The organism is Vibrio sp. R10-SG-ISO4 (genome assembly GCF_059834135.1).
On the sequence record NZ_JCBDHJ010000018.1, the window covers coordinates 198,878 to 216,839 of the forward strand.

A 17,962-nucleotide genomic window follows, 5' to 3' on the forward strand; every position below is an offset into this window, starting at 1 on the left:
CATGAGTGAAATGACTCTGAATGCCGCTGAGCAACCGATTGATGAGTTGGTGGGTTGGGTCAAGCAGCATGATTTTTCATTGAACCTGACCAACGAACGCTTGGCCTTTTTGATCGCCATTGCCGTGTTGAGTAATGAAAGGTTTGATGAAGAGTTAGGTGAAGGGGAGTTGCATGATGCGTTCGCCATTGTCACTCGATTGTTTGCCGATTCGGGCGAAGCGTCGGCGTTTCGCGCCAACAACGCCATCAATGACATGGTCAAACAGCGCCTTATCAGCCGCTTTACCAGCGAAATTACCGACGGTGCGAGTATCTATCGTCTCTCGCCGTTGGCCATCGGCATTACGGACTACTATGTTCGTCATCGCGAATTTTCCAAACTGAAACTCTCTATCCAACTGTCTATGGTGGCGGACGAAATGGCGAAAGCCATTGAAGCGGCACAAAAAGGCGGAACGGCGGGTCATTGGAAGAAAAACGTTTACGGCGTGCTGAAATACTCAGTCGGTGAAATTTTCGATCAGATTGATTTAAACCAGCGCGTGATGGATGAGCAGCAGCAGTCGGTCAAAACACAGATAGCTGAGCTACTTAACAAAGATTGGCGCGATGCGATCAATAACTGTGAATCCTTGCTGTCAGAAACCTCCAGCACACTGAAAGAGCTACAAGACACCTTGCAAGCGGCGGGTGATGAGCTGCAAAGCCAAATCCTCGATATTCAAGAGTTGGTACATGGCGATGATGAGCTCGAGTTTATTGCCGAAACCCTGTTTGTGTTGCAGATGAAGCTCGACCGCATCACCAGTTGGGGTCAGCAAGCAATTGATCTCTGGATTGGTTACGATCGCCACGTGCACAAGTTCATACGAACTGCCATCGACATGGACAAAAACCGCGCGTTTAGCTCGCGCCTACGTCAGTCGGTCAAAGACTACTTTGAGAACCCTTGGTACCTCACTTACGCCGATGCGGAGCGTTTGAGCGATTTACGTGATGAAGCCTTGGTGTTGCGTGATGATGAAGTGACCGGTCAAGTGCCACTCGATGTGGTCTACGAAGAATTTCAGCAAGTGAATGATGCGCTGTCTGAGCGCATTGGGGAGATGCTCCAAGTGCACAAAGCGCAGGGTCAGCCTATTGATTTAGGCCAAGTGCTGCGCGACTACCTCGCCGAGCACCCCTATACCCATCATTTTGATTTAGCCCGAATTGTTGTCGATCAAGCGGTGCGACTGGGTTACTCCGAGTCCGATTACCAAGCGATTCAGCCCGATTGGCAAGCGATCAACAATTATGGTGCAAAGGTACAAGCCAATGTCATCGACAGATACTAATGAATACATGCCAGAGAATCTGGTCAAAGCGATCTCTAATCCGCTGTTTCCGGCGCTAGACAGCATGCTGCGTGCCGGGCGTCACATCTCCAGCGAAGACCTCGACAACCACGCCTTGTTGTCGGATTTTGAAGTGGAGCTATCGAGTTTTTATCAGCGTTACAACACCGAACTGGTGAAAGCGCCTGAAGGCTTCTTTTATTTGCGTCCGCGTTCGACGTCGCTGATTAACCGCAGTGTCCTGTCTGAGCTCGATATGCTGGTGGGCAAAGTGTTGTGCTTTTTGTATTTGAGCCCAGAGCGTCTTGCTCACGAAGGCATCTTTACCAACCAAGAGTTGTACGATGAGCTTCTGTCACTGGCCGATGAGTCCAAATTGATGAAGCTCGTGACCAACCGAGCCAGCGGCTCTGATCTCGACAAAGAGAAACTGTTCGAGAAAGTGCGCACCTCGTTGCGCCGCCTGCGCCGTTTGGGCATGGTGATCAACATCGGTGAAACCGGAAAATTCAGCATCAGTGAAGCGGTGTTCCGTTTTGGTGCGGATGTTCGTGTCGGTGACGATATGCGTGAAGCGCAGCTACGCCTCATCCGTGATGGTGAAGCAGTGGTTCACACCAAAGAGCCGAGCCAAGGCGATCTTTTGCACAGCGATAACCTAGATGCGCCAGAAGGCGAAGAAGAACTGACACAAGCAGGTGAAGCATGATTGAACGCGGTAAATATCAATCACTGACAATGGTCAACTGGAATGGCTTTTTTGCCCGCACTTTTGACATTGATGATCTGGTGACCACCTTATCGGGAGGGAACGGAGCGGGCAAATCGACCACCATGGCGGCGTTTATCACCGCGTTGATCCCTGACCAAACCTTGCTTCACTTTAGAAACACCACCGAAGCTGGCAGTAGCCAATCTTCTCGCGACAAAGGTCTCTACGGTAAACTTCAGCCGGGTGCCTGTTACGCGGCGCTCGATGTGGTCAACTCGCGTAAGCAACGCCTACTGTTTGCCGTTAAGCTGCAACAGGTGGCGGGGCGTGACAAAAAGGTCGATATCAAACCCTTCGTCATTCAAGGCTTGCCAAGCCATGTCAAACCTACCGATGTACTGATTGAAACCGTCTCGGCGACCCAAGCGCGCGTACGTCAAGTCAACGAAGTCAAAGAGGCAGTGGTCCAATTTGAAGGGGTGCAATTTAAAACCTTCCCATCGATTGTTGATTATCACGCGCAGATGTTTGAATTTGGTGTGATCCCGAAAAAGCTACGTAACTCGGGCGATCGTTCTAAATTCTACCGCTTAATTGAAGCCTCACTGTATGGCGGTATTTCCAGCGCCATCACCCGTTCGCTACGTGACTACCTACTGCCACAAAACGGCGGAGTGAAGAAAGCCTTCCAAGATATGGAATCGGCGCTGCGTGAAAACCGCATGACGCTTGAAGCGATCAAAACTACTCAAGCGGACCGAGATCTATTCAAACACCTGATCACAGAGTCGACGAACTATGTCGCGGCGGATTATATGCGTCATGCCAACGACAGACGCAATAAACTCGATCAGACCTTGGCGCTGCGCAGCGAGTTGTTCAGCTCACGTGAAATGTTGATCGAACAAAACGCGTTGCTGACACGCGTGCAAGAAGAGCTTGAGCTGTTGGTGGAGTCTGAATCTGGGCTAGAGCAAGATTACCAAGCCGCATCCGACCACTTGCAACTGGTGCAAACTGCGCTGCGTCAACAAGAGAAAATTGCCCGCTACCAAGATGATCTGGAAGAGCTCAGTGAGCGTCTTGAAGAGCAGATGATGGTGGTGGAAGAAGCGAATGAACGAGTTCACATCGCGCAAGACCAAGCGCTGGTTTTTGAAGAAGAAGTCGATAGCTTAAAGAGTCAGTTGGCCGATTACCAACATGCGTTGGATGTTCAGCAGACGCGCGCGTTGCAATATCAGCAAGCGGTGCAAGCGCTGGAAAAAGCCAAAACGTTACTGGGTGACAATAATCTGACCGCCGAGTCGGCGCAAAGCTTGGTGAGCAGCTTGAAAGCTGAGCAGGGCGAGCGCACCGACGCCTTACTCGCGATGAAGCACAAACTTGATATGTCGAGTGCGGCGGCCGAGCAGTTTGATAAAGCCTTTGCGCTGGTTGAGTCTGTCGTGGGCAAGGTAGCTCGCCAAGAGGCGTCAGAACGCGCTAAAGCGTTGATCAATCAAGCGCGCGATGCGCAGCAAACGCTGCAAAACGAAGCTCAACTGCGCGCCCAACATCGTGATGTTGAACGCAGCTTAACTCAGCAGCGTAGCGCCGCAGAGCAAGTGGCGAGCTATCAAAAGCAGCACAACGTCGCACTGGTTGATGAACTGACGTTTGAACAAGAGCGCGAACGCCACAGCGCGCTGATTGACTCTCTTGAACACAATCAAGAAGCATTGCGTGAGCAGCGCAGTGAGCAGCGCCGCAGTGAGCAAGATTACGCTGCGCAGATCACCCAGTTGGAAGCGCTCGCTCCGGCTTGGATTGCCGCGTCTGATGCGCTAGAAAACCTGCGTGAGCAAAGCGGTGCTGAGCTTGGCGATAGCCAGTCGGTGATGGCGCACATGCAGCAAGTGTTGGAGCAAGAGAAGCTGCAATCTCTGGCGAAAGAGAAACTGGCAGAGCGCCGCGCGACACTCGATAGCGATATTGAGCGCCTCGCTTCACCGGGTGGCTCGAACGATCCGCGCCTTAAAGGATTGGCGGATACACTGGGTGGTGTGTTGCTGTCTGAAATCTACGATGACATCACTATAGACGATGCGCCGTACTTCAGCGCCATGTATGGCCCTGCTCGTCATGCGATTGTGGTATCGGATTTGTCTGGCATCGAGCAAAAGCTGGTTGAGCTGGACGACTGCCCTGAGGATCTCTACATCATTGAAGGCGATATTGATGCCTTTGATGACAGCAGTTTTGATGCGCAAGAACTAGAAGGCGCCGTCTGCGTGCGCATGAATGAGCGCCAAATGCGTTACTCGCGATTCCCTCAGATCCCACTGTTTGGGCGTGCGGCGCGTGAACAGCGCCTTGAGCTTTTGCGCAGTGAACGTGATGAGGTCATCGAGGCGCACGCCAAAGCGGCGTTTGATTCGCAAAAACTGCAGCGCCTTTACCAAGCATTCAACCGTTTTGTTGCAGAGCACATTCAGGTCGCTTTTGATGACGATCCTGAGCAAAGCCTGCAAGTCGCGCGCGAGAAACGCACTCTAGTGCAGCGCACCTTAGCCGAGTTAGATGGGCAAGAGGCAACCTTACGCGGTCAGCTGCAAGCGAGCAAACAGGCGCTTAGCGCATTGGATAAATTAGCGCCCATGATGTCGCTGGTGGAAGACGATACCTTGGCTGAGCGTTTTGCCGAGCTCGACGCGCAGATGAGCGCCTTGAGCGAAGCGAAAGCCTTTATCAACCAACATGGTAAAGCGATTGAGCAGCTAATGCCGATCGCCTCCGCGCTTGAGGCTGACCCACAGCAGTTTGAAACGTTAGAGATGAACTATCGTCAAGCCGATGAGGCACTGCAGCAGATTAAAGCACAAATTTTTGCGCTCTCTGATCTTATTGAACGTCGCCACTACTTCGCTTACTCCGATTCTATCGACATGTTGGGTAAGAGCAGCGAACTCAGTGAGCAGTTGAAGGCCAAGTTGGCACAAGCGGAAGTCAACCGTGGCCGAGCGCGCGAAGAGCTTAAGCTTGCGCAAGACCAACTGAACCAATACAACCAAGTGCTCGCCTCTTTGAAAAGTTCTCACCAAGCCAAAATGGAAACGGTGCAAGAGTTCAAACAAGAGCTGCAAGAGTATGGTGTCAACGCCGATGAAGGCGCAATGGAACGTGCGGAGCGCCGTCGTGATGAGCTGCATGAACGTTTGCACAGCGCGCGAGCACGTAAGAGCGAGTATGAGCGCACCATCACCTCGACAGAGCTTGAGATGAAAGGGCTGGCTAAGCGTCTTAAGAAAGTACAAAAAGAGTACACGGATCTGCGCACGTTCGTTGTGGCAGCAAAAGCGGGTTGGTGCTCGGTACTTCGATTGGCGCGTGAAAATGATGTCGAGCGACGCCTGCATAAGCGTGAGCTTGCCTACCTCTCGGCGGATGAATTGCGTTCGATGTCGGACAAATCATTGGGCGCGCTACGCCTTGCGGTGGCCGACAACGAAGATCTGCGAGATGCGCTGCGCCTTTCGGAAGACAACGCTCGCCCAGAGCGAAAAGTCTTGTTCTACATTGCGGTCTACCAGCATCTGCGCGAGCGCATTCGCCAAGACATCATTCGCACCGATGATCCTGTGGAAGCGATCGAAGAGATGGAAGTGGAACTGGCGCGTTTGACCGAAGAGTTGACCCAGCGTGAAAACCGTTTGGCGATCAGCTCTGAATCCGTTGCAAGCATCATCAAAAAGACGATTCAGCGCGAGCAAAATCGCATTCGCATGCTCAACCAAGGTCTCTCGAACATCTCGTTTGGTCAGGTGAAAGGGGTGCGTCTGAACGTTAAGATTCGTGAAAGTCATGAGGTGCTGTTAAACGGCCTAGCGACCGGTCAAGAGCAGCACAAAGACCTGTTTGAGTCGATGCGTTACACCTTCTCAGAGGCGATGGCAAAATTGTTCCAACGTGTGAACCCACACATCGATATGGGCCAACGTTCACCGCAAGTGCTGGGTGAAGAGCTGCTCGATTATCGTAACTACCTTGAGCTAAGCGTCGAAGTGAACCGTGGCTCAGACGGTTGGCTGCAAGCGGAATCGGGCGCGCTTTCTACTGGTGAGGCGATCGGTACCGGTCAATCGATTCTTTTGATGGTGGTACAGAGCTGGGAAGAGGAGTCTCGCCGCTTACGCAGTAAAGATATTGTGCCGTGTCGTTTGCTGTTCCTCGATGAGGCAGCGCGATTGGATGCCAAATCGATTTCAACCCTGTTCGAGCTGTGTGACCGCCTCGATATGCAGCTGTTGATCGCGGCGCCTGAGAACATTAGTCCAGAAAAAGGCACCACGTACAAGCTGGTTCGTAAAGTCTTTAAAGACCACGAACATGTGCATGTGGTGGGCCTAAGGGGCTTTGGTCAAGGCGAAAAGCCTAAGAGTGAAGCCGCTCAACTTATCGAAGAGTTTTAACGTCAACGCCCACCTTTTGGTGGGCGTTGTTTTATGTGTGGGATGGACGTATTTGTTTAACGGACTTATTGCTTTAACGGACTTCTCTGTCGAAACGTCGCGTACTCTGCATTCGCTAATGCTCACCAAGATAGGGCTCCGCATGGGCCGATTTGCGATAGTGACTTGGCGAATCGCCACTCCACTTACGAAACGCGTGACGAAAGTTGGCACTGTCTGAGTAGCCGACGCGCTCTGAAATCTCATCAATGCTCAATTGCGTCGAGCAGAGGTAATGGCGTGAAAGGTGGAAGCGGACGTGATCCAAAATCTGTTGGTAGCTGGTCTGCTCTTGAGTCAGTTTTCGTCTCAGCGTGCGTGAAGACATCCCCAGTTGCTGCGCCACGACTTCAATCGATGGGTAGTGCCCCGGCTGCTCGATTAAGCGTTGAGTAATCCTGTCTTTTAAGCTGGTACTGGCGCCACTCAGTTTTGCCAGCATCTCATCACACGTTTTTAAGCACTGCTGCAAGGTCATCTTGTTGGCGGTGGGCAAGGGTTGATTGACCACATCCGTAGAAAATTGCCACTCCAGCTGTTTGGATTGAAACTTCACCGGGCAGCGAAATACCTCTTGATACAATGATGCGTAGTGGGGCGCGGGGTAAGGAAAATGCAATTGGTGTGAGGGGAAGGGATGTTGCATCACCTCTTCACACAAAGATTGAATTGCCGAAAACCAGTATTCGCAGCAAAAGGGCATCAAGGTGTCGAGATCAATTAACTCTTCCGCGCGGATATACCCCAAATCCTTATCGATGAGGAGCTGCTTGCGCAGCACTGGCCCCGCCAATCTCAGGTATTTGAATCCCATCGTCATCGCTTCAAGCAAGGTGCTGGAGCTAAACACCGCGTAACCCAACACGCCAAAATCGCTGAACCTGGCTTGTTGGCCCACCTTAAGGCCAAGTCCGGGCTCGTCTGCACAGAGTAGGGCATTGCTGAAAATATGCAGCTTCTGGGCGAGGGTGACTTGCGTGTCGGGTTGATAGAGCTTTTCGACACTGACACCACTGCCATCCAGCAGGTCTGTGAGCGGCACTCGCTGACCGAGATAGCGCACCAACAACTGCACGTCCAGCAGACCGCATGCGTTACTATCAGGCTCATAAACCGCTAAATGTTGCATTGTGTGACCGCTCCAGTATGAGAGTAAGATAACGGATATTGGCGTTGAGTATAGCCAAGATGGGGCTGTGATGTTGTCAGCAGTCTCTCATTTTTGTCCGAAATTCACCGTTTTTTGTCTGTTTGCCACCTAGGTGGCATGTTAACAAAATGTTGTAATACTTGTGTCAGTACCACGAGAATCGATTATGAATGCATTAGTATACCCTCAAACACCTCATGATGTTATTTCACCCTCAGACCAAGATCTGCAGCAATGGTTTGATGCGTTGAGCACGGCCTATCGCAACGAACCCATGCCGTCACTGGATGTGCGTAAGCAGCGTTTAGTGGCGTTGAAAACTCAGTTGCGCCGCTATCAAGATAGATTAGCTCAAGCGATGAGTGATGATTTTGGTGGGCGCAGTGAGACCGAATCTAAGATGGCGGATGTGTTGGCACCGATATTGGACATCAACCATGTTCTTCGTCACTTGAAAGGTTGGATGAAAGCCAAGCGTCGCCCGACGGAGTGGCTATTTAAAGGCAACAAATTGCAAATACGCTACCAACCGAAAGGGGTGGTGGGCATCATTTGTCCGTGGAACTTTCCGGTTTATCTCTCTATTGGGCCTATGATCACCGCATTGGCTGCGGGTAATCGCTGCATGATTAAAATGCCGCCCAACTGTCCCAATACCACCCGTGTATTGAGCCAAATGTTGGCGGAAATTTACTCAAACGATCTGGTGCGGATTGTCCCCGGCGATCACCCGCAAGCGATGGACATATCGCATCTGCCGTTCAATCACTTGGTGTTCACCGGTTCGCCGAGCAGCGGCAAGATCATTATGGCCAATGCTGCGGCCAATTTAACGCCGGTCACATTGGAGCTCGGCGGTAAGTCTCCCGCTATTGTGGCGCCAGATTATGACGTCACCAAAGCGGCGAAGCGTTTGGCGCACGGCAAAGGCTTTAACTCAGGGCAAATTTGTATCGCTCCCGATTATGCGTTTGTCCATGAGAGCAAGCTAGAGGCGTTTGTCGACGCGCTGTGTGATGCCCATGTAGCTATGTATCAGCAAATCAGTGGCAATGCTGATTACACCTCTTTGGTGGATGAGCCACAACATCAACGCTTCCATGCGCTGCTCGAGGATGCGAAGCAAAAAGGCGCCAACATCATTCAATGTTTGCCTGAAGGGGAAGGACGCAAGACGCCGCTTTATATTGCCACGAATCTCAGCAGCGATATGCGTATTTGCCAGGAAGAGATCTTTGGCCCACTGCTTCCGGTGCACAGCTACAAAAACATCGAGCAGGTGGTGGAGTACATCAACAATCGACCTAGACCGCTTGCTTGCTATTTGTTTACCCACAGTGGCTCGCTGCGCGATGACATTCTTTGCCAAACACACAGTGGCGGCGTCACCGTGAACGATTGGGGCTGGCATGTCCTCAACCACTCGGTCCCGTTTGGCGGCATAGGCAATTCAGGTATCGGTAACTACCACGGCGAAGAAGGATTTCGCGAGCTTAGCCACGCGCGCAGCGTACTGCAAATGCGCGAGTGGTTCCCTATTTCGTTGTTTTCACCGCCCTACGGCACTTGGGTGCAGAAGCTCGTGGTGAAGCTATTTGTCGGCAAATCCGACCCAACGGTTTAAATCGACCCTCTCCCCGAGAAGGGGAATACCCTACACACAATAACAAACTTACGGGCCGCATCGTCTTGATGCGGCTAAGATAAGGAGATCCCGCATGCACAACTTGGCTGTCAATCTGGAGCGTAATGCCGCGCTCTTTGCTTCTCATCCTGCGCTCAAACTGGCGAACAACGTTATCACCTACCAACAGCTCGACATCATGGCGGGTAAGGTGGCGCGTCACTTGGCTGAGCTTGGTCTCGAGCCGGGGGATAAAGTCGCGCTATCGTGCCCCAATATTCACTACTTTCCGGTGGCCTATTACGGCATTTTAAAAGCTGGGTGCGTGGTGGTGCCGATGAATGTGCTCTTTAAAGCGCGCGAAATTGCCTATCACCTTAATGATTCAGAGGCCAAAGCGTATCTCTGTTTTGATGGCAATGAAGCGCTGCCGATGGGCCAATACGGCCGAGACGGTTTTCATGCCGCACAAGGCTGTCAGCACTATATCGCCATGCCACAAGGCAAAGTGGGCGAGCATTCGTTGGAAGCGTGGTTGGCATCTGACGTCGAGCCGCTAGAGTCGATTGTGCGTCAAGGCGATGACAGTGCGGTGATTCTCTACACCTCAGGTACGACAGGGCAGCCTAAAGGGGCAGAGCTGTCACACACCAACATGCTCACCAATGCGATGGCGTCACAAAACTTGATGCGCTTGCAACGTGATGACACCACCATCGCCACCTTACCACTGTTCCACAGTTTTGGTCAGACGGTGATGATGAACGCCACCTTGATGATTGGTGGTTGTATGGTGCTGGTGCCTCGCTTTGATCCTAAGCAGGTCATTGAAGACATTATTAGCCACAAAGTCAGCGTGTTTGCTGGTGTGCCCACCATGTACATTGCGCTGCTCAGCGCTGGGCAAGCGGATACCGAAGTGGCGCACAAACTGAAAGAGAGTTTGCGCCTGGGCGTGTCTGGCGGTGCTTCACTGCCGGTTGAAGTGCTTCGCCAGTTTGAGGCGCTGTTTGAAGTGCCTATCCTTGAAGGTTATGGCCTCTCCGAAACCGCACCAGTGGCGACGTTCAACCACATTGACGGTGAGCGCCTGCCGGGCAGTGTCGGTCAGCCACTGTGTGGCCACATGGTGAAAGTAATCGATTTAGAGGGCAATCGCGTACCGTGTGGAGAACTGGGTGAAATCTGCGTGAAAAGCCCGAGTGTGATGAAAGGTTACTACCGCCGCGAAGAAGCCACCGCAGAAGTGATTCAAGATGGCTGGTTTAAAACCGGGGATATTGGCCGTTTAGACGAGCAGCAAAACCTCTTTATCGTCGATCGAGTGAAAGACATGATCATTCGCGGCGGATACAACGTCTACCCACGTGAAATTGAAGAAGTGATGATGTGCCACCCCGCGATTGAGATGGTGGCAGTAGTGGGTGAGCCTGATGAGCGTTTGGGTGAAGAGATCCACGCTCACGTGACGTTAAAACATGACAGTGATCTTGACGCGGACACCCTGGTTCAGTGGTGCCGTGAGCAGTTGGCAGAGTACAAATACCCGCGCCGCATATTTGTTCGTCAATCTTTGCCGATGACAGCGACGGGTAAAATTCTCAAACGGGAGCTGCATCCTTGTGATGCCGAGGAGGCGTGATCATGGAATACGATTTTATTGTGGTCGGCGGCGGCTCGGCGGGCTGCGTGATGGCGTCACGTTTGAGTGAAGACCCTAGTATCAGCGTGTGCTTAATTGAGGCTGGCGGTAAAGATAGCAGCGCGGTGATCCACACGCCGGTAGGCGCGGTGGCGATGATGCCGACCAAAATCAATAACTGGGCGTTTGAGACAGTGTCTCAGCCAGGTCTAAATGGTCGCAAAGGCTATCAGCCACGTGGAAAAACGCTCGGTGGTTCAAGCTCCATCAACGCCATGATGTACGCACGCGGCCATCGCTATGATTACGACCTTTGGGCAAGCCTAGGCAATCCCGGCTGGAGCTACAACGAGTGCTTGCCGTACTTTAAAAAGGCAGAGCATAATGAGCAGCACGTCGACGCGTATCATGGACAAGGTGGACCGCTTAACGTCAGCAACTTGCGTTCACCGAGTCCGCTACTAGAGCGTTTTCTTGATGGGTGTGAATCCATCGGGGTGCCAAGAAATCATGACATCAATGGTGCAGAGCAGTTTGGCGCTATGGTCACCCAAGTGACGCAAAAAAACGGTGAACGCTGCAGCGCGGCAAAAGGGTATCTCACGCCGAACTTACATCGCTCAAATCTTACCGTGATTACCCGAGCCACGACCCGAAAAGTGCTGCTTGAAGAGAAGAGTGCGGTGGGTGTGGAGTACCAGCATAAGGGTAAGGTGTACCAAATTCGAGCACGCAAAGAGGTGATTTTGAGCGCCGGAGCCTTTGGCTCGCCGCAAATTATGCTGCTGTCGGGCATAGGCGCCAAGAGCGATGTTGAACCGCACGGGCTGACTCACCACCACCATCTACCCGGCGTGGGAGAAAACTTGCAAGATCACATCGACCTTGTCCATAGCTATAAAACCAGCGCCAAGAAAGAGACCTTTGGTGTGTCGCTCTCTATGGCGGCTGAGATGAGCAAGGCGCTGCCTGAGTGGATGTCTGAGCGCAAAGGTAAGCTTAGCAGCAACTTTGCCGAAGGAATTGCGTTCGCGTACTCCGAACCTGAGCTCGATGTGCCGGACCTTGAGTTTGTGTTTGTGGTCGCGGTGGTCGATGACCACGCAAGAAAAATCCACACCAGTCACGGTTTCAGTTGCCATGTCACTGTGCTAAGGCCGAAAAGCCGTGGCACCGTTAAGCTGGCGAGCGCTGACCCGACTCAAGCCCCATTAATTGATCCGCAATTTTTTGCTGACCCAGACGATATGGAAGTGATGAAGCGTGGCTGGAAGTTGCAGCATCGCATGCTAAACAGCCGTGCGTTTGACGAGGTGAGGGGGGAGAACTTTTATCCGGTCGATATCACCGATGATGCGCAAATCGAACAAGACATTCGCAATCGCGCCGATACCCAGTATCACCCAGTCGGTACTTGTAAAATGGGGCCCAGCAGCGATGAGTATGCGGTAGTGGACGCCGACCTCAAGGTACACGGCTTAGAAGGGCTGCGGGTGGTGGATGCGTCGGTGATGCCGACCTTGGTGGGCGCGAATACCAATGCCCCGACCATCATGATTGCCGAGCAAGCTGCGGATAAAATTCAGCGTCAATATGGCCTGCAGTCTACCCCTGACGTGCGCGCCGCGAGCTAATGTGACACCCGAGGTCGACAAGAAACAAAAGACCAGAAACAAAAATAGCCGCTAAGCGGCTATTTTTTATTGGAGGTTTAAGGCAACTTAGACATTAAGGAATCAAGCAGGAATTTCGTTGGCGAAAATTCCAAACTGTTTCGCGGCATAGGCGACGCGCTCTTCCGGTGTAGGGTAACGGATAGCCGTGCCCATGTTTTCAATGTGACGGAGCCTTGGGAGTAGTCCGCTGCCGTTCGCGATTTGAATCGCCAGACCGGGGCGCGCGTTGAGCTCGAGCACCATAGGCCCTTCTTCTTTGTCCAGCACCATGTCGGTGCCCATGTAACCGAGACCGGTCATCTCCCAAGCACTAGAAGCCAGCACCAGAAGGCGCTCCCAATGAGGCACTTGTAGGGTCGCCAGCTCTTTGCCGGTGTCTGGGTGATGAGTAATCGGTTGGTCAAACTGCACCGCTCGCACCGCGCGGCCGGTTGCAATATCGATCCCGACGCCCACGGCGCCTTGGTGCAAGTTCGCTTTGCCATCAGACGCAGCGGTCGAGCAGCGCATCATAGCCATCACTGGGTAGCCTTTAAATACGATGATGCGCACATCGGGCACCCCTTCGTAGCTAAAGCCATCAAAGCAATCATCAAATTTGATCAGATTTTCAACCACAGCGACATCGTTCTTGCCACCGAGCGAGAAGAGCCCAGCGAGGGCATTACTTATGTGACGTTCGACATCTTCTTTATTGATGGTGGCACCGGAAGGCTTGGTGTAGACGCCATCCTTATGAGAGGTGATAACAAGGATCCCCTTGCCACCACTGCCTTGTGCTGGCTTGATAACAAAACCAGGCCAATCGAGCACCATATTGTGAATACGTTTGACTTCGGCTTGGTTACTGATAACGCCGATAAGCTTCGGTGTCGTCGCGCCATGCATCTCGGCAATGATCTTGGTTTTCAGCTTATCGTCCACCAAGGGGTATTTTGAACGGTCATTGTAGCGACCAATATAACTGTGGTTACGTTGGTTCATGCCCATAATGCCCTTGTGGCGCAGCTTACTCGGAGAGGTAAAACGTGAAAACATCGTTCAGTCCTCCGCTAATGGCTTAAAACGACGCAGCTCAGTCAGACGGTATCCAGTGTAGGTACCGAGTAACAAAATACCGCCCAGTACGATCAGTTGCAGACCAATAAAGTTAAAGGTCAGGTGTTGAATGTAAGGGTTGGTCATCGCTAGGTAGACCAGTACAGCAGTCAGTAGCGAGCCCCCACCTTGCAATACTACCTCTTTAGCGCCTTCCTCTTCCCAGAGAATCGACATGCGTTCAATAGTCCAAGATAGTATGATCATTGGGAAGAAGGTGATCGAGAGACCTTCGGTCAAGCCAATCTTAAATGCCACCACGGTAAACACCGAGATGATCATAATCACCGTGATGATGACCGCCGAAATCCGCGCCACCAAAAGCAGGTTGAGCTTAGAGAGATAGCTGCGGATAACCAAGCCAGTACCGACGATCAATAGGAAGCCGACAATACCGGTCACAAGCTGAGTTTGCACAAAGGCGACCGCAATCAGAACGGGCATAAAGGTGCCGGAGGTTTTCAGACCAATCAGCACGCGTAAGAAAACCACAATCAAGGCGCCAATCGGGATCAGCATGATGGTTTTGAACATGGCTTGCTCTTCTAGTGGCAAGCTATGAATAGAGAAGTTGAGTAAACCGTCGGCTTGCACTTTGTCCATCGTCGCTTGAGACGGCGAGACTTCCTGAGCAATCATGGAGAAGTGAACTTGACTGTTTTGACCGCCAATCAAATCAAGTAGCGAGACGTTCGATTCATCCCACACCAGAATGTTCTCTGCGGTGACTTGGCTCGCTTTGCTTGGGTTGAACAGCACCCAACTTTTGCCATCCCACACTTGGTTCATCTGCTGAATGCTTTGGCGACGACGGCCATCTTCCAGCTCGATAACACCGACGACTTTACTTGGGATATCCGCATAGGCGAGCAGTTTGCTTACTGCTTCAACTTTAGACATGCGATTGAGAATTAACGCCGCGTTCTGGCTGTCTGAGTCGTTGATGGATTTGATCAGTTCGCGGGTAAAGGTGATGTCATCGGCAGAGCGTTGATTAGCGAGTTCAATCAATGCATTGGCTGCTGCTTCGACAGGACCATCGAAAGTGGGTTTGGTGGTGGCGGCAACAGGTGGAATCGGGTCGACGTCGGCTTGCGGGTCAACCAAAAACTGCGCTTTGTAGTAGATGGTCTGCGCGCCGCTCGCTTGGCGAATGGACCACTCGGCACGTCGCCCAGTTTCGGTGTCGATGTAGGAAACACCATAGCCTGGAGAAGATGACGACTCGCTAATCAGGGTAAAACCCGATTGTGTATGAGGCGCAGCAAGGGAGGCTTTGACGGGCTTATTTTGCGCATTAAATTCAATACGAGCCTCGATATCCCAGACTTGGCGCGTTTCTCCTGGCGTCCAAGGCACACCATAGCTTTGGTGGCGAAATAGACTCAGCGCAATCCCTACGCAGATCAGGACAACCACTGAAATATAAAAAGGGACTTTTGACGTCATACTGTTACCTTATTATTTTTTTGCAACTTCCGTGTGAATGTACTTCTTGCTGACATCGACGACGGCGATGTCACGGATGAATTCACGACCTAGAAGAACAGGATGACTCATTTGAGAGCGATCTGCCAATGTAAACTGCGCTTTTTCATGAATTTTTCCAAGTTTGACCCAAAGTTCAACCACGACTCGTCGCTCCAGTTCTTCATTGGTGGATTGACGAATTTTGACATGGCGAACCACGGGCGCTTCGATCCAGTTGTCATCATTTAACTCTGTGACACCATCGGAGAGGTGGAAGCGAACCCAGTTTTTGCCGTTGCGCTCAAACTCCGCAATGTCGACAGCATTGAGTGACGAGGTCGCAGCGCCGGTGTCAACTCGGGCGTCAAAACGTTGTGAGACGTTGTCTATGGTGACCGTCTCGATTTCTCCCAGCACAATGCGGTTACTTGGGTCAACCTTGACAATTTTCTGCGTGGGCGCTTTGGGTGCGGTTTGTGCTTTGCTCGGTGTGTTGACGCGTTTTTTCAGTTCACCCACCTCACCACCTAACACCAAGACTTGGCTCTCTAGGCTTTCGATGTAGTCGGACTGATTGCTCAGTTGCAGGGCGATGTTTTCGAGCTTGTTATTAAGAGAGGTTTCTTGCGCTGAAATCGCGGCGAGTGTTTCTTGATGGTACGGCTTTTCGTCAGTTGTCGCGCAGCCTGAAAGCACAGCAAGGGCGACAAGCGGAGTCAATCTTGAAAACATTAATCAACCTAAATTGGGCAGTAAAAAGAGATAAAAAACGAAAAATTGTCCCTTACTGACTGGGCGCATTGGGCAGCAGAAAGTAAGGGTTTGGAGAGTAACGATTCGATAGCAAAAATGCGTTAACGTATTGTCAAATCTTTAAGAAATTCGGAATTCCTAGTTGGGTTTCTTCGCCACTAAGATCGCACGTCGTGGCGCCGGATAGCCTTCCACGGTTTTGCTCGGATCGCTTGGGTCTAAATAGTCTGGCAATGAGTTATGCGTCATCCAATCGGTGGTGCGCTGTTCGCCAGTGCTCGTGACGTTTTCATCCACAATACGCACTTGCTCAAAGCCAACCAGTTCCAGCCAGACTTTGAGCGCTTTGGCGGAAGGGAAGAAGTACACATTTCGCATCTGTGCATAGCGCGATGTCGGCACCAACACGGATGTTTCATCGCCTTCGATAACCAGAGTTTCGAGCACCAGCTCTCCGCCTGCCACCAATTGATCTTTAAGTTGGATCAAGTGATCAAGCGGCGAGCGGCGATGGTAGAGCACACCCATGCTAAAGACGGTATCAAAGGCTTCCAGTTTTGGCAGTTGTTCTATACCCAGCGGCAGAAGATGGGCTCGTTGATCACCGCCCATCAGTTTGCGAATCGCTTCAAACTGGATCAAAAACAGGTGTGATGGGTCGATGCCGACCGTAAGACGCGCGCCTTCGCCCAGCATGCGCCACATGTGATAGCCATTGCCACAACCGACATCCAGCACACTGCGATTTTTCAGTGGAGAGATATGAGGGAGGACACGATCCCACTTCCAGTCGCTGCGCCACTCAGTATCAATATGGATACCGTGTACGGTGTACGGCCCTTTACGCCAAGGGTGGAAGGTACGCAGTAAGTTTTCGAGTTTCTTTAACTCGCCCTCATGGAATGGCGTGTCATTGCTCAACGTCACCGAATATTTAATATCGACTTGATCTGGCGCGCCTTCTGGGATCTTGTTCAGTGCTTTTAACCAGCGGCCAAAATCACCGTGTTCGGCATTTTGCCAATCGGTCAACTGCTGTGGTAGAACATTCAGCCAAGGTTGCAGACGCGTGTCTTGAGCGATGAGTTGATAGAAATCGGCAAAATTAAACATGAAAACAAGGTCCTCGTTGATACAGGCATGGCCCTAGATGTTTATGCTTGCTCGCGGCCTCTAGGGACTCGGCGCGTGCAAATGTGGAGATGGGTGTCGTACAACACTATTCGTTGATGGACACCATATGCGCGTGATGACTACTTAATCGCGAACATAGAACCAAAGTTAAAACACTGAAACCAAACGTCAAAACTGCTAAAGCCAATCTTGGCAAAGCGCTCTTTATGCGCTTTGATGGAATCAGGACGCATGACGTTTTCAATCGCGCTGCGCTTTTGGCTGATCTCGAGTTCGCTATAGCCATTGGCGCGTTTAAAGTCATGGTGCAAATCAATTAATAGCTCGTTGGCGCCGACATCATCAAAGACAAATTTCTCGGACAAAATGAGAATACCGCCAGGTCTTAAACCCGCGTAAATCTTCTCTAGCAAACTGTAGCGGTCTTGTGGTGAGAGAAATTGCAGCGTGAAGTTCAAGACCACCACAGACGCGTTGTCGATGTCGATGTGTCGAATATCGGCTTCAACCACCTCAACAGGCGTATCGCTGCGATAGGCGTTGACGTGCAGTTTGCATCGCTCAACCATGGCTTGCGAGTTATCGACAGCGACAATCTTGCAGCCTTCTTGCTGGATGTGGCGACGCATAGAGAGGGTCGCGGCACCCAATGAACAACCTAAATCGTAAATGTTGGAGTGAGGCTTAACGAAGCGCTCGGCCAACATGCCAATCGCTGAAATGATGTTGCTGTAGCCTGGTACCGAGCGCTGGATCATGTCAGGGAACACTTCTGCGACACGTTCATCAAACGTGAAGTCACCAATTTTGTCGATTGGCGCCGAAAAAATGGTATCTGGGTTGCTCTTAGGGTTCATCACACACTCTCGCTACG

The 17,962-nt window shown here is 51.7% G+C and carries 12 protein-coding genes; 6 read left to right on the top strand and 6 right to left on the bottom strand.

Going from position 1 to position 17,962, the window contains the following annotated elements:
* Nucleotide 1 precedes the first annotated feature (1 nt).
* Genes mukF through mukB form a run of 3 tightly spaced genes read left to right on the top strand, consistent with a single transcriptional unit; the run spans nt 2 to nt 6,502 of the window.
* Entirely contained in the window at nt 2–1,339 is a 1,338-nt protein-coding gene (gene mukF, locus AC6R03_RS13875) for a chromosome partition protein MukF (RefSeq protein ID WP_487902687.1), read from the top strand.
* Nucleotides 1,320–2,048, top strand: a complete 729-nt coding sequence (mukE, locus tag AC6R03_RS13880; RefSeq protein WP_334551013.1) for a chromosome partition protein MukE — start codon at nt 1,320–1,322, stop codon at nt 2,046–2,048. Before mukF ends, mukE begins: the two co-directional genes overlap by 20 nt.
* Nucleotides 2,045–6,502, top strand: a complete 4,458-nt coding sequence (gene mukB / locus AC6R03_RS13885; RefSeq protein ID WP_500631915.1) for a chromosome partition protein MukB — start codon at nt 2,045–2,047, stop codon at nt 6,500–6,502. Before mukE ends, mukB begins: the two co-directional genes overlap by 4 nt.
* Nucleotides 6,503–6,617: 115 nt before the next feature.
* Here the strand turns inward: mukB and AC6R03_RS13890 are convergent, their stop codons facing one another.
* On the bottom strand, nt 6,618–7,670 hold the full coding sequence (locus tag AC6R03_RS13890) for an AraC family transcriptional regulator (protein WP_500631916.1): 1,053 nt from the start codon (nt 7,668–7,670) through the stop codon (nt 6,618–6,620).
* A gap of 187 nt (nt 7,671–7,857) precedes the next feature.
* Between AC6R03_RS13890 and AC6R03_RS13895 the strand changes: the two genes are divergently transcribed.
* The 3 genes from AC6R03_RS13895 (at nt 7,858) to AC6R03_RS13905 (ending at nt 12,591) form a co-directional block, all read left to right on the top strand.
* Nucleotides 7,858–9,315: a coniferyl aldehyde dehydrogenase gene (locus tag AC6R03_RS13895; RefSeq protein WP_500631917.1), complete on the top strand. Its 1,458-nt coding sequence runs from the start codon at nt 7,858–7,860 to the stop codon at nt 9,313–9,315.
* Nucleotides 9,316–9,409: 94 nt separating this feature from the next.
* A complete protein-coding gene (locus tag AC6R03_RS13900; protein WP_500629076.1) occupies nt 9,410–10,957 on the top strand; it encodes a long-chain-fatty-acid--CoA ligase in 1,548 nt (515 codons plus the stop codon).
* Nucleotides 10,957–12,591: a GMC family oxidoreductase gene (locus AC6R03_RS13905; protein WP_500631951.1), complete on the top strand. Its 1,635-nt coding sequence runs from the start codon at nt 10,957–10,959 to the stop codon at nt 12,589–12,591. The genes AC6R03_RS13900 and AC6R03_RS13905 overlap by 1 nt, the downstream gene beginning before the upstream one ends.
* A gap of 102 nt (nt 12,592–12,693) precedes the next feature.
* On the opposite strand, the gene AC6R03_RS13910 is transcribed toward AC6R03_RS13905, so the two are convergent.
* The 5 genes from AC6R03_RS13910 to cmoA all read right to left on the bottom strand — a co-directional run bounded on the left by AC6R03_RS13910 (nt 12,694) and on the right by cmoA (nt 17,945).
* Nucleotides 12,694–13,671 (bottom strand): alpha-L-glutamate ligase-like protein, encoded by a 978-nt coding sequence (locus AC6R03_RS13910; protein ID WP_500631918.1) that lies wholly within the window; start codon nt 13,669–13,671, stop codon nt 12,694–12,696.
* Nucleotides 13,672–13,674: 3 nt separating this feature from the next.
* Nucleotides 13,675–15,180 carry an inactive transglutaminase family protein gene (locus tag AC6R03_RS13915; RefSeq protein ID WP_500625832.1) on the bottom strand — a complete coding sequence of 502 codons (1,506 nt, stop codon included), beginning with the start codon at nt 15,178–15,180 and terminating at the stop codon, nt 13,675–13,677.
* A 12-nt stretch (nt 15,181–15,192) separates the two neighbouring features.
* Nucleotides 15,193–15,933: an ATP-dependent zinc protease family protein gene (locus tag AC6R03_RS13920; protein WP_500631919.1), complete on the bottom strand. Its 741-nt coding sequence runs from the start codon at nt 15,931–15,933 to the stop codon at nt 15,193–15,195.
* 159 nt (nt 15,934–16,092) lie between these two features.
* Nucleotides 16,093–17,067: a tRNA 5-methoxyuridine(34)/uridine 5-oxyacetic acid(34) synthase CmoB gene (gene cmoB / locus AC6R03_RS13925; RefSeq protein ID WP_500631920.1), complete on the bottom strand. Its 975-nt coding sequence runs from the start codon at nt 17,065–17,067 to the stop codon at nt 16,093–16,095.
* Between the two features lie 140 nt (nt 17,068–17,207).
* Entirely contained in the window at nt 17,208–17,945 is a 738-nt protein-coding gene (gene cmoA, locus AC6R03_RS13930; protein ID WP_487902693.1) for a carboxy-S-adenosyl-L-methionine synthase CmoA, read from the bottom strand.
* Nucleotides 17,946–17,962 lie beyond the last annotated feature (17 nt).